Source organism: Pseudoalteromonas sp. GW168-MNA-CIBAN-0100, assembly GCF_040309225.1.
GTDB classification, from domain to species: Bacteria; Pseudomonadota; Gammaproteobacteria; order Enterobacterales; family Alteromonadaceae; genus Pseudoalteromonas; species Pseudoalteromonas arctica.
Genome location: NZ_JBEOOL010000004.1, coordinates 1 through 13,943, shown reverse-complemented (window position 1 = coordinate 13,943; position 13,943 = coordinate 1). Strand labels below are relative to the sequence as shown.

At 38.2% G+C, this 13,943-nt stretch carries 9 protein-coding genes and 2 tRNA genes; 2 read left to right on the top strand and 9 right to left on the bottom strand.

Annotated elements, in window-relative coordinates:
- Positions 1 to 150: 150 nt before the first annotated feature.
- From AAEY62_RS03080 to AAEY62_RS03065, 4 genes are all read right to left on the bottom strand, one after another.
- On the bottom strand, positions 151 to 1,212 hold the full coding sequence (locus AAEY62_RS03080; protein WP_350634588.1) for an alkaline phosphatase D family protein: 1,062 nt from the start codon (positions 1,210 to 1,212) through the stop codon (positions 151 to 153).
- Positions 1,209 to 2,336, bottom strand: a complete 1,128-nt coding sequence (locus AAEY62_RS03075) for an alkaline phosphatase family protein (protein ID WP_197189204.1) — start codon at positions 2,334 to 2,336, stop codon at positions 1,209 to 1,211. The genes AAEY62_RS03080 and AAEY62_RS03075 overlap by 4 nt, the downstream gene beginning before the upstream one ends.
- A gap of 73 nt (positions 2,337 to 2,409) precedes the next feature.
- Positions 2,410 to 4,779 carry a TonB-dependent receptor domain-containing protein gene (locus tag AAEY62_RS03070; RefSeq protein WP_350634587.1) on the bottom strand — a complete coding sequence of 790 codons (2,370 nt, stop codon included), beginning with the start codon at positions 4,777 to 4,779 and terminating at the stop codon, positions 2,410 to 2,412.
- Positions 4,780 to 4,981: 202 nt separating this feature from the next.
- On the bottom strand, positions 4,982 to 6,025 hold the full coding sequence (locus AAEY62_RS03065) for an alkene reductase (protein ID WP_350634586.1): 1,044 nt from the start codon (positions 6,023 to 6,025) through the stop codon (positions 4,982 to 4,984).
- Between the two features lie 225 nt (positions 6,026 to 6,250).
- Between AAEY62_RS03065 and AAEY62_RS03060 the strand changes: the two genes are divergently transcribed.
- On the top strand, positions 6,251 to 6,640 hold the full coding sequence (locus tag AAEY62_RS03060) for a DUF2750 domain-containing protein (protein ID WP_007585609.1): 390 nt from the start codon (positions 6,251 to 6,253) through the stop codon (positions 6,638 to 6,640).
- 68 nt (positions 6,641 to 6,708) lie between these two features.
- Here the strand turns inward: AAEY62_RS03060 and AAEY62_RS03055 are convergent, their stop codons facing one another.
- Complete coding sequence (locus tag AAEY62_RS03055; RefSeq protein WP_007585607.1) at positions 6,709 to 7,578, bottom strand: alpha/beta fold hydrolase; 870 nt, start codon at positions 7,576 to 7,578, stop codon at positions 6,709 to 6,711.
- Positions 7,579 to 7,685: 107 nt separating this feature from the next.
- Positions 7,686 to 9,011: an OprD family outer membrane porin gene (locus AAEY62_RS03050; RefSeq protein WP_350634585.1), complete on the bottom strand. Its 1,326-nt coding sequence runs from the start codon at positions 9,009 to 9,011 to the stop codon at positions 7,686 to 7,688.
- Positions 9,012 to 9,670: 659 nt separating this feature from the next.
- Here AAEY62_RS03050 and AAEY62_RS03045 point away from each other — a divergent pair.
- The gene (locus tag AAEY62_RS03045; protein ID WP_350634584.1) at positions 9,671 to 12,349 is read left to right on the top strand and encodes a CHASE domain-containing protein; all 2,679 of its coding nucleotides are present in this window, start codon (positions 9,671 to 9,673) and stop codon (positions 12,347 to 12,349) included.
- Positions 12,350 to 12,419: 70 nt separating this feature from the next.
- Here the strand turns inward: AAEY62_RS03045 and AAEY62_RS03040 are convergent.
- The 3 genes from AAEY62_RS03040 to AAEY62_RS03030 form a co-directional block, all read right to left on the bottom strand.
- Positions 12,420 to 12,509, bottom strand: a tRNA-Ser gene (locus AAEY62_RS03040).
- A gap of 175 nt (positions 12,510 to 12,684) precedes the next feature.
- On the bottom strand, positions 12,685 to 13,725 hold the full coding sequence (nadA, locus tag AAEY62_RS03035; protein WP_007580396.1) for a quinolinate synthase NadA: 1,041 nt from the start codon (positions 13,723 to 13,725) through the stop codon (positions 12,685 to 12,687).
- Between the two features lie 141 nt (positions 13,726 to 13,866).
- A tRNA-Lys gene (locus AAEY62_RS03030) sits at positions 13,867 to 13,942 on the bottom strand.
- Between the last annotated feature and the right edge of the window lies 1 nt (position 13,943).

Sequence of the window (13,943 nt, the reverse complement as noted above, 5' to 3'; positions counted from 1 at the left end):
CCTTGCTTGAGATAAAACCAGTGTAAGATATTTTCAATATTAGGGGTAGCGCAAACGGGTAATTGGCTTTAATAAATCAGAGGGTTAAGAACTAACTTACAGATTTTATACGCACAGCATCTATTTTATATACTGTGCGTAGTAGTGAGTTTATTTATAAGGGCTAATACTTGATAAACTAAAGTCACTTTGCATTATTACTTCGCCATCAATGCCTTTTAATTTAAGTGAAATAGTGGGGTCAATTTGCTGCCAGTCTATGCTTAAATCACCATAATTTACGTTATGAGTAAAATTCCCTACTCGGTGTTTGTTAGGGCTTACATCTTTCCACTTTTCAGTTAAGCCAGAGCTGGTCATCTCAATTAATGGGTAATCAAGGTTTTGCTGATACTTTGATATTTCACCCCAGTGCGTATCGCCGCTGATGATCACTACCCCATTTACCTTATGCTTTTTAATCAATGCAAATAAACGGTTTCTATCTTCAGGAAAGTTTGCCCATGACTCCCAACCTGTAAAATTGGGTAAAAGCTGTAAGCTTGAGGCAATCAATTTTATTGCAGCAGGCTTTTTAAGCTCTTGTTCAAGCCATTGCCACTGGGCTTCACCTAGCATTGATGCGCCCTTCACTTCACTAGGACTATACGGTCCTTGGTTATTAAATTTGCGCTTAGTGTAGTATTCAAGCTCACCTACATGGTTTAGCGCATCACGGTTCCAACGTAAATCAGGCATTATTACTTGTATGGTTTGCTCATTTTCACCATACATGTACGAGGTATAAATTCCATCAGGACGAGTGCGACGCGCTGAGTTTACAGGTTCATCCCAAAAATTAAGCATAATTTGGCGTGATTGCTCTTTATGCGAATACTCTTTACCTGCATCGTTTTGGCCATAATCGTGGTCATCCCACATGGCAATGATAGGCGTTTGCGCTTTTAACGTTTTAAAACCAGGCTTTGCCCCTAAACGTTGGTATTTTTCGGCAAGTACATCCATATCGTTGGTATCGCCGTAAATATTGTCACCCAAAAATATAAACAAATCCCCCTGCTCTTTGTTAATTGTATTAAATATGGGTATGTTTTTATCTTGATGCCCACACGAACCAAATAGAATTTTAGATGGCGCGGCAGTAACACTTGCGCTAATAACCAAACTCAGCGCCAAGGCAGATAGGTTTAATGGTTTTAATAGGTTCTTCATTTTAAAATCTCGCTAATAGCTGGCGCCATATTTGAATTTATTTCATTTGGATTCTGCCCAAGAGCCTTTAAAACGGTCGCTGCTATTTGTACTTGTTTAAGCTCATTTTCAGTTTTAATTAAGCCCCGTCCTTTTATTGCGGGGCCGATGGCTGCAAGCCAAATATGTTCAGAGCCGACAATTCCTTCTGGGTAGGTATTTTCACCTAACTCTAGCTCAGCAAGTGCACGTTTAGAGCTGTGATGTTGCCAATCATTGGCATTATTGCCACGGCCGTGATCAGTAGTAATAATTAGTGTGGTGTTATTTTTATAACCCGCTGTAGTTTGAATAGTTGCCCATAAGTCTTTTATAAAAGCGTCACTTTGCCTTGCCGATTTAAGGTATTGATCGTAATGACCATCATGCGCAAAGTCATCGGTTTCGCCTAAACTTATCACTAACAACTTAGGCTTTTTAGCCAACATATACGCTTTAGCAAAGCGATATGTAAAACTGTCTAGTCGTACGTTATACCAAGGACTGGGGATTTCACTTTGTAGCGCATTTAAGAGTGGCGCATCAGTGAATAAATTCTCTTCAATTGACATAAAACCTGCATTTACATACACGTTACTGCGCTTAGTATTTACAATGTATGGGAATACATCCCAACTACCAAATAAGGCTGTGCTACCTTTAAACTCAGGTAACTTATCTAAACGCTCTAAAATAGTTTTATTTGGGTTGAGCACTTTGTTGTTACTATTTATACTTTCGTCAACTTCACCGGTGAGTATTTCGTTGTAACCAGGGTATGAAAAATACCACGGGTTACTTACCGACATAGTAGAGCCGTTAGCTCTATCGCCAATAATTACGCCTTGTTTAGCCACTACTTGCGTTAAAAAAGGCATAAGTAATTGCTGGCGCTCATTTGCTGTTTTTGCCCAAAATTGTCTCTTTAATTGCTCAGGCTTTTTAACAAAATCAGTATTATTAATTAAGCTATTATCAGCCCCGTTAAATACTTCTTGCCAGCGTACTCCATCAAGCGTTATCAGCACTACATTTTGCGCTGCTGTTGCAAAGTTGCTCGCTAATACACTTAAGCTAAATAGTGTTACTTTTATAATTGTTTTCATCGCGTTTGCGCCCTTTCATATAATAAAGCCCATCAATGATGGGCTTTATTTTAATTCAATTACTAAAACCTAATTAAAAGTCAGCGGTAAATGTAACTGCTGCGGTGCGAGGCGCACCAATGTAATAAGTAGCGCCGTTACCGGTACCACCTGCTAAGTAGCTTTTGTCAGTAACATTATAAACAACAAACGATACGTCAATGGCTTTAACCGGGCCGGCATCTACGTCAGTTGAATAACCTGCATTAAAATCAAGTACTGTGTAGCCGTCTACTTTATTGCGCGTGCGAGTGTCTTCGTCTTGCCATGCGCCTAAGCGCTCACCGGTGTATTTAGCCGATAAACCAACACGAAAGCCATCGCTAAAGTAATCGGTAGATACCACAAATAAATCCTCTGATGAATCTATTATGCTGTCGCCTTCTCTAAAGCTTGGTGCTACCTCATTACCACTTTCATCTCTTAATATTACGCCTTGTGAATCGTATGCATTTGGATCATCGGATGAATACTCAGAACTGCTATTCGTATACGACGAGTACACGCTCCAGCTTGGTGTTAGCATATAGCTTGCTGCAAGCTCGAGCCCATTTGAGTCAATACCCCCTACATTTACGTACGAGCCATTTGTACCAATCGTGTAATCAATGCCGTCTGTGCCACTACCAGGGGCAATAAAGGTAATGCGATTATCAAACTTAACACTGTAAGCCGTTGCTGTAAGAGTTAGTCTGTCAGCTTGATAACGTACACCAAAGTCGATGTTGTCGGCAGTTTCTGGCTCTATGTTTGTAAGCGTTGAGCTGTCTCGCTCAAGTACACCGTCTTTTATTGCTGAAAAATTCTCGCTGTAACTGGCAAATAATTCTGTGCTGTTATTTAGCTGATACAATACACCCCCGCTAAATAACACGTCTGAGTCGCTATCTACTTTATCTGATCTTTCGTTAGCAAAGTGGTCGTACTTTTGTAATTCAACTAAATATTGTTTTGCACCAATATTTAATGTTAAGTCACCAAAATTAATCGAGTCTTGTAGGTACCATTTGAATGTATCGGTATCAAAAGTGTTTTTGTATTGTGTCCAGTAAGGTGTGCTATCAAAGTGATGATAAATACGCGCGTCAATTACTTTGTGCCAATCACGCGACTCGTCACGCTCGCTTTGCTCATACCAAAAGCCCGCTTCTATATCGTGATCACCAAATGTAGCTTGGTAATTTGCCGTTACACCTAAGCGATCTTTGTTGTAATGCGTATGGCGGTAAGACATAACCGGCGTTGCTGTTGCATCGTAACACGCAGGATTTAAACCAGGACCCGACTCCCATGGCCAGCTCAAACTTTGCGTACAATCGGCATTTGGTGCAAGCGGATTGCCTTCACTATCAGCAAAACCATAAGAGCCTGCATTAGTACCGCCCTCGGTTGTTGGGTCGCCATTTTCATCAACGGGCGTTGTTAAGTAAGGTGGGATCCAATCGCCACGACCTGAATTTTTATGGTAATAAGGACTAACGGTTAATAATGAAGTTGGCGAAATCGCGTATTCAAATTTTAAATAGCCTAAGGTATTTTCACGAAGCGTTCCCCAACCTTCTGCAAACATTTGGTCAAAGTGCGGAACTCCTGTCCAATTCCATGTTAGCTGATCCCAATCGGTCGTTTGTTCAAACTGCTCAAGGCTTACGCTGTTATAGTTTGTCTCGCTTACATCGTCGTAAGATAAACGTCCGGTAAGTGTTAAGTCGTCAAAATTAGATACAAACTTAAGCTCTGCGTGTTGGTTGTCTTTACCCCCATTACTGCCAGAACCAATCCAGCGGCTTGTATCTGTTTGCGAGTAACTTACGTACGCTTGTGTGTTATTAAAAACAGTGCCTGTTTCGTGTTTAATATAATAACGCGTGGCATCGTGGCTGCCTGATGTATAAGCAAAGGTAGTGCCTTTTTCAAGGCTTGGGTCTTTACTTACAAAGTTAAATGTCCCGCCTAGTGCTTCAAGTGAAGCCGACTTAATATCAGACGTACCTTGACCTACTTCAACCGTTGCAAGGTTTTCGCTATCTAGGTAACGGTTAGCTTTAGCACCACCGCCATAATTAGAGCCACCATTGGGAATGCCATCAACGGTCATACCTAATTGTTGTTGGTTTCCATCAATACTAAAACCACGCATGGTGATTGTAGTAGACCAATCGTCGCCACCAAATGCATCACCTTCATTTATGCTAATACCCGGTAAATTATCAATAACCGATAATATGCTCGATACCGAACTTTGTTGCTCAAGCATTGCAGGCTCAATAACATTGTTAGCGTAGCTCGTTGGTTTAGCAACCACGGTTACTTCTTCTATGGTGTTGTCGTTAGCATAACTAGATGTTGATACAGCCATAGCAATTGCCATGCTCAAAAGCGATTTGTTTTTTAAAGCGTACATTGTTGTCCCGTTTGATTTTAATTATGAAATATGAAAACGCGGACAGTATGAATTTTAAATATGACAACGAGGATGAACTTTATTTACATAAAAATTAAACAAATATGGAAGATTTATGGCGGGAATATGTACAAAAAAAGACACCCAAAGGTTTAACTTTGGGTGTCTTAATTATTTTCTAGAACTTATTACAAATAGTAATTTATTTCAATTCAGCTAGCATTTCCTCGCTGTATGGTACTAACTCTTCACCGTTTGCAACCTTGCTAATATAATCTGGATTTGCAATAAGTGGACGACCAATAGCGATTAAGTCAAACTTAGCATCGTTAATAGCCTCTTTTGCTGACTCAAAACTATAACTACCTACACCTACTAATGTACCTTTGTAGCCTGCACGTAAAAATTCAGAGATGCTTTTGCCTTCAAGCGAGTCAAAGCGCATGCCGTCGTCAAAAATACCGCCGTGTAAGTACGCTAAATCTCTCTTCTCAAGCTCTGGTAATAAGTAATCAAATACCGCTTTATCGCGGCTATCTTCGCTCATATTAAAGTAAGCACCCGGTGTTAATCTAAGTGCAGTACGATCACTGCCTACAGCTGCAATAACCGCATCGGTTACTTCTAGTGCAAAACGCGACATATTTTCAGGCGTTTGCCCGTACTCATCGCTGCGTGTATTTGCAGCGTAATGTAAAAATTGGTCAACTAAATAACCGTTAGCACCGTGAATCTCTACCCCATCAAAACCCGCTTCAATTGCGTTTTCAGCAGCTTTTGCGAAATCAGCAACTAGACTTTTAATATCATCAGTAGTGGCTGCTTTTGGTGTGATGTATGTAAGCTCACGCATACGAGGGACAGAGCCTTCAACGCCAATTGCCGATGGAGCAAGTACATCGCCATCAAAAAAGTGAGGGTGTGCAACACGGCCAACATGCCAAAGTTGTGCAAACATTTTGCCGCCATTAGCGTGCACAGCGTCAGTTACTTTTTTCCAACCTTGAATTTGCTCGCTGGTAAATAAACCCGGAGTATTTGGGTAACCTTGTCCATCTGGACGAATAATAGTTGCTTCGCTAATAATTAAACCGGTTTCGGCACGGCGAGCATAATATTCGACCATATCTTGTGTTGGCACTAAGTTATCATCAGCCATACAACGCGTTAATGGTGCCATAAGTACGCGGTTTTTAAGCTCAATCGTGTTATTTAATTTAAACGGAGCAAGTAGATCAGTTGTCATTTTTCAATCCTTCATTAAGTATATGCTTACTACAATGTGGCCTTTTTACAAACATTCAAGCTTATTTTTGAATGATCGCTCAAATTAGTGAGAAATTATACTGATCAATCTACAAATTAGATCTGCATTGCTGAAATTAAATAGCAACTTTTCAACACTCTGTCATATAACTCGATATACTTGTGTGCATATAATTTAGATATAGTAATTAAAAGTGAGCTAATTATGACAACGCCAAATTTAAGCGAAGAACACGCAGTAATTTTAGGACTTGGAGCAAAAAAACGCCTAGCCTATATGTTCGAAACCGTACAACAGTTCAAGCAAGTATGGATTTTAAACGATGATGATGGCTGCGTTATGCTTGCCAACGAAGATGACGACTGTGTGCCAGTTTGGCCAACTCGTGAATTTGCAGAAGCATGGGCAACTGGAGAATGGGCTGGCTGCAGCGCTAAAGCAATCCCACTTGCTGACTGGTTTAGTCGCTGGACACCAGGCCTTGAGGAAGATGACTTACTTATTGCTGCCTTCCCTACAGAGGAAGATGATGGCACGATATTGTTTTCAGATGAGTTTGAAAAACAATTAAAAGCACCAAAGCAAAAATATTAAGGTTCAAAGCCTAAATACTCAGAGTTCTAAAATTTATAAACGCGGCACTTAATTTAGTAGCCGCGTTTTTATTGGCAATATCTAAAATTCAAATAAGCCTGCGTAATTGCATCTGGATTTTCTACTTGCGGATAATGCCCAAGCTCTACAAACTCTTGTACGCGCGCATTGGGGATCAGCTTTTTATAATGCTCAATCATATGCTTACCAGAGATGGGGTCTTCTGCGCCTGCTATAAACGTAAGTGGTATATTGTTATTTATGATGGCACCAACCCAGCGTTCTCTGTTTTGCTGCCTCTGCTTTATATAACTAATGAGTTTAGGCATAACGGCTAAACCATCTTTATAAATTAGCAACTCCCAAAGGGTGTCTACCACTTGTTTTGAAGGCGGTGTACTTTTACCAAAAATAGTAACTAGATTATTGGCAAATTTTTGTTTATTCATTAATTTTGGCACTATCCAACCTAGCTTTGAAAGTAAAAGCTTTTGTATAAATAAGGGTTTATGCACCTCAGGAAATAACCCACCATTTAAAAAGCACACACTGTTTATTTTAAAGTCACTTTGGCTAACGACTTGCCTTGCTAATAACTCTTGAGCCACAGTATCGCCATAGTCATGAGCTAAAATATGTATATCATTAATATTTAACGTTTTTAAAAATTGAGTATATAAGTCGGCTTGTTCAGTAATTTTATAGCCTGCATTTTTAGGTTTATCTGACAAACCAAAACCTAGCATATCGAGTGTAATTACAAAATAATGTTCACTAAGCGTTTGCCACATACCTTCCCAGTCCCAACTAGCACTTGGAAAGCCATGTATTAAAAGCAGCGCAGGCTTAGTTATATCGCCAGCTGTTTTAGTAAAAATTTGATGGCCACTAATTTGAGTAAATTGACCCTGTGATTGCCACTGTTGAAGAGAAAACATATATTAGCTTAATTTTTATTATTGATTTGTTAGTTTTATCATAAAGGTAATTAAAAAAGGAAACAAAACCAATGCATAAAATTTGCATTGGCTTATTAAAAGTCATGTTAAAATTTAATAGTGTAATCTACATAAACTCGATGGTCAGCTCTATCGCCTTTAACACCATCAACACTGCCTGATTTTTCGGTTGTATAATCTACAAATAGCCAGCGTAAGCTTAAGCCTTTTATTTTTTCAACTTTATAGCGGGTATCTATAGCCCAATATTTTTCGTCGGCTGTGCCGCCTAACTTACCCAACGCAGAGTTTTCAGCATCGCTGCCGTCTGTGTAGTAAAATTTAGTTGTTAAGCCAGGCGATACTGCTTTCAAATCAATTCCTAAACGAGCTTGCCATGATGTTTCATTTTGGTTTGTTAAATCAGCACCAATTAATGAGCGAGTTGGAAATGGGTTTGTACCATGGTCGCCACTGAAATTATCTTCAATCCAAGCATCACTTACTTTAGTAAATGCCGCACCTACACTCCAAATATCTTTTTTCCAATCAGCATCTAGGTAATAGGCAAACCCATCGTTTTCACTTTTGGTTAAACCTGTTAATGCACCAGGTGCATCTTCATCATCTAAATCACCACCCTCTGCGCCTGTTACAAATAAATCGCCATCATCTTGTAAGGTAAATATGCCAGTTGAAAGGGTTAACTTACTTTGCTCAAGCTTAATGTCGTAACTGATTTTTAACCCGATTTTACTTAAATAATTGTGCGAATTTAAATATTCAGCCTCTAATATTAGATTGTCTTTTTTATGCGTAGCACCTACGCCCCAAATTACGCTAATAGCACCAGTTGCCGATTGATCGGTAGAAAAGTCTTCCCATCTATCATCGTGTCGACGGCTCCATTTATCGTAAACGTAACCGTATAATTTAGTGTTACCAATTTTGTAATCGCCAAAAACGCCTCTAAAAGTATTAGGAATAGCCCGACTCCCAGAGCTTTTAAGCAACATACTTTTGGTTTTTTGCCCGCCCACTTTAACGTGACCGTTGTTGCCCAATTTAAAATCTAAAAAATATTGCCCAAATTTAGAAAAGCTATCGTCAACTCCACCGCTCTCATTACCTGCTGGCAAAATATTACCTGCGGCTGAACCCGTAGAATTAATATCCACAACGGTGTAAGTCGATACACCCACACTCACTAAATCGTTTATATAACCCGATGTGTAATTGAGCTCTATACCTTGAGCAAAAGTTGAATCGTCACTTGCGTCGTTATCGTAGTCACGGTCAAAATAAATTGATCTAAGTTTTATATTAAATTCATCTTGTTCTGTCAGCCCATTAACAGCGGCATACGAAGGAATAGAAATACATGTTAATACTGCGCCTGTTGCCGCAAGTAATTTAGATACTCGGTGAGCCATAGTTATCTCCGTTACCTTGTTTTGTTTAAGTTTTAACTGTGCAGTGCATAGCAGCGTGTATTTTTTCGACCTACACGGTAAACATGTCATAAGGTAATTACATTTTAAGTAATCACCTTTTCTTTCACGCTACTAAAATATAGAACAATATAAGTTTTTAATGTTTTAATTTTCATATTATAAAATATTAAGTGTTTGTTTTGTTTCGGATGAATTATAAAAGTAAGGTGAGCATCGTCTCTTGCTCGCTCGTACCTATAGCGATAGTTCCCTTTAAAAGCGTCATAATATTGGTTAAATTTTACTTTATTTAAACTTACCAAAGTAAAGTTATAAGCAAAAACTAAAAGCTATCCGTTGTTTTTTGAGCACCTAATATTCACTAAAAAATCGATAAATATAAAAATCAGCACCTTTAGCTAATACTTTTGTTGTTCGCTATAAAGTAGCGAAGAACATAAAAATTATTATATTTATATGCATTTTAATTTTATCTTGATGCTTAAAATCAACTTTTTACACTCCTCCTACTCTAAATCTCTATAAAATATATACATTCTAATTAATAACAAAGTTGTGTCTTGAATAATAGGTGCTATATTTATCACGTTATTAAAATAGAAACACACCTACTGCGACTCATGAAAAAGGATTAATTAATGATTCAAGCACGGCCGGTTAATAAAGGGTTATTAATCTCACTGCTTCCTCACGTCATTTTATTAGTCACGGGAATTATACTTACCTACTTTGCTCATATTAAACACCAAGAATCTATAGACAATAAAATAATCAGTTCGCTTAATAACCGCCTCTCCTCGATTTCTACAGGTATTAACAGTAGGCTAGATTTGTATCAATATGGGCTATTTGGTTTAAAGGGCTTTGTACATGGGATAGGTGCAAGTAACTTAAACTATCAAGCCATATCTAACTACTCTGGGAGCCGTAACTACGCTAAAGAATTCCCTGGAGCTAATGGTATTGGCTATATAAAAAAAGTTGGCGTTGAGCAATTAAATAATTTTTTGAATGATGCAAAAAACGATAGACCCGATCAGACATTTAATTTGAATACACTCGTAGCGACTAGTGATGAGCATTTTATAATTCAATATATTTTTCCTGAGCAAAAAAACTTACAAGCAATTGGATTAGATATTGGATCAGAGAGCATGCGCAAACAGGCAGCACTAAATGCTGCCATAAATAATACAACCCAATTAACGGCGCCACTGACTTTAGTGCAAGCGAGTAAACTCTCGCATCAAGGCTTTTTAATATTAGTGCCAATATATAAAACCATTACTATTTCTGATAATAAAAAACAGCGCCTTAATGAGCTTTTAGGTTGGGCATATTCGCCGTTATTAATCGATAAAATTTTAGACTCACTTTCACACATTGATGAAAATCAACTAACGATAAGTGATTTAAATAACAGTACTGAGACTGACTTTTTTAGTTATGGCATAAAAAGCACAACTAACGATTATCAATTAACTAAAATTATAAAATTAATGGGTAGAACGTGGAAAATTACCATTAATGCCTCAGACGCCTTTATTTACAACCTTCATCTTCCTAGTCAGTATCAAGCCATTGTTAATGGCTCTTTCGCCACTATTGGCTGTATGTTTATAGCTTTTTTAATGCAATTGTTTATTTTTAGAAGAAGCCAAAGAATTAAGAGAAAAACACTTCAGGCTAAAAAAAATAAACTCGCATTACAGCAAACAAATTTAAAATTAGAAAAAGAAGTAAAATTACGTACTAAAGAAATTGCCGATATAAGTATGCTTCAACAAAGTATTTTAAACAGTGCCAGTTACTCTATTATTGCGACCGACATAAATGGCTTAATTACTTTGTTTAATCCCGCCTCTGAAAAGTTATTAGGCTATAAAGCGCAAGACGTTATTGGAATTGAAAATCCGGGTATTTTTCATTTAAAAGAAGAAATTATAAAAAAAGCCAAACAGCTTAGTGCAGAGTTAAATGAACCTGTTTTCCCTGGTTTTGAAGTGTTTATCTTAAAAGCAACGGCTACAGAGCCTGATATCAATCAGTGGACATACATTTCTTCTACAGGCGAGCACATACAAGTTAATATAAGTGTCACCTCTTTATTAAATAACGAAAATGAAATTGTTGGCTATTTGGGTGTAGCATACGATTTGACCGAACAAATTAATCACGAACAAGCTCTCGGACATGCTAAAGAATTAGCTGAACAGGCATCACAAGCTAAATCTGAATTTTTAGCAAATATGAGTCACGAAATACGCACACCTATGAACGGCATACTAGGTACATTACAGTTACTGCAAGAGCAGCCATTGAATGAAAAATCAAAAGAGTATTTAAAAAAATCACTTTATTCGACCCGCTCACTCACCACTATTATTAATGATATCCTCGACTTTTCTAAAATTGAAGCTGGGAAGCTTTCATTAGAATATAAATCATTCGACCTTTTTGAACTTATTCACCACTTAGAGTCTGATCTTGGCCTGCAAGCCAGTGATAAAAATATATATCTCAAATTTATAATTAATATTGAGCATAAGTATTGGGTAGGCGACCCCGTTAGACTCAGACAGATATTTTTAAACCTAATATCTAATGCGATTAAGTTTACCTCGCAAGGTGGCGTTACAGTAACGTTTAGGCTAACCGACGAAAACAAAATATGTTGTTGTATATCAGACACCGGAATTGGAATTTCTGAGCAGGCTATAGAGCGATTGTTTGAGCGCTTTGAACAAGCAGAGCAATCAACTACGCGTGAATATGGCGGTACAGGTCTTGGTTTACCTATTACTAAATCATTAATAGGTTTAATGAATGGCGAAATTAAAGTAACAAGCCAATTAGATTCAGGTAGTCAGTTTTATGTGTACTTACCATTAAAACAAGCACAGATTGATGAAAGCACATTAATAACAAAAAATGTTGAGCTTCCTGACCTATCTGGAAAAACTATTTTATTAGCTGAAGATAATAAAATAAATCAGCTTGTTGCATCTGCGATGCTTGAGCCTACAAAAGCCACCATTATTATTGCTAACAATGGTTTAGAAGCAATCTCATTATACGAGTCACACAAGCCAGACATTATTTTTATGGACATTCAAATGCCTAAAATGGATGGTCTTCAGGCATGTAAAAAAATTAAGGCGCTTAATAACGAACAAATTGTTATCGCGTTAACCGCTAATGTTTTTACAGAGCAAAAAGAAATATACAGGCAGTTATTTGATGGCTACGTTTCAAAGCCAATTGAAAAACATGAGCTTGTCGGCATGTTATCAACACTCTATTTAGTTAATAGTTAGTCATTGCGAAGGCATTAAAAAACCCAGTTACTAATACCTTTCGATATTAGTAACTGGGCTCTAAGAATAATGGTGGAGGGAGAGGGATTCGAACCCTCGTTAGGGATAAACCTAAACACACTTTCCAGGCGTGCGCCTTCAGCCACTCAGCCATCCCTCCACAGTGCTGCAATTGTGTAATGCAACAGCGCGCTATAGTATGAAATAGACCCTTAAGGTGCAAGGCATTTTTAAATATGAGCCTTTAAATGCTTACTTATCAAGCAATAGCTTATCTATAGGCACAAAAAACGGCTAAATCTAAGACCTAACCGTTTTAATTTATACTTTTAAAATTACTTAGCCATGCTCGCAGTAAATTCAAGCATGCGATTAAGCGACTTAAGTGCGCCTTCGCGTAAATCCATATCAACGAATACTTCTTTACCTTTAGGGCTTATGAGGGCTTCCTCAATCGCTTTTAAGCCATTCATTGCCATCCAAGGGCAATGTGCGCAACTTTTACATGAAGCGCCCTCACCTGCCGTTGGAGCCGCAAAAAACTCTTTATCTGGACATAGTTGCTGCATTTTATAAAAGATGCCGCGATCGGTTGCTACAATAAACTTTTTATTGTCCATTGTTTGCGCAGCTTTAATTAATTGGCTCGTAGATCCAACCGAATCGGCAAGTGCAACAATTTCTGCTGGTGACTCAGGATGAACTAATACGCCTGCATCTGGGTGTAGCGCCTTCATATCTTTTAGGGCTTTAGTTTTAAATTCGTCATGTACAATACATGCGCCATTCCACATAAGCATATCAGCACCGGTATTTTTTTGAATATAACTACCAAGGTGCTTATCTGGGCCCCAAATGATTTTTTCGCCTTGCTCATCAAGGTGCTCTACTATTTCAAGTGCACATGATGAGGTTACAATCCAATCTGCACGCGCCTTAACTGCGGTAGAGGTGTTTGCATACACAACCACTTTACGGTCAGGGTGCTCATCACAAAACGCTGAGAACTCGTCTATCGGGCAACCAATATCTAGCGAACACGTCGCTTCAAGCGTTGGCATAACAACCGTTTTATTTGGCGTTAAAATTTTGGCTGTTTCACCCATAAATTTCACGCCCGCGACGATGATCATATCTGCATCGTGACGTGCACCAAAACGCGCCATTTCTAGCGAATCGGCAACGCAGCCGCCGGTTTCTTCAGCAAGTGCTTGAATTTCAGGATCGGTATAATAATGTGCAACAAGTACTGCATTTTTATCTTTTAGTAATTGTTTTATACGCGCTTTATATTCGCCTTGCTCGTCATTTGTTAACGGTGCTGGCTTAGGGGGGAAAATATAACCTTCAGGCATAATAGTTTGAGCTAGACTCATGTTCTCGACCACTTATCTACAGTGCATTAATTAGGGCGAATTATACGAGAATATAAACACAAATAACAGCAAACTAGTAAAGCTGTTTATAAAAATTAGAATAGGAATTTAAAAAAGAATATAAAGGAAAGTATTAGAGGGTGGTGGGTCATGATGGATTTGAACCATCGACCAATTGATTAAAAGTCAACTGCTCTACCAACTGAGCTAATGACCCG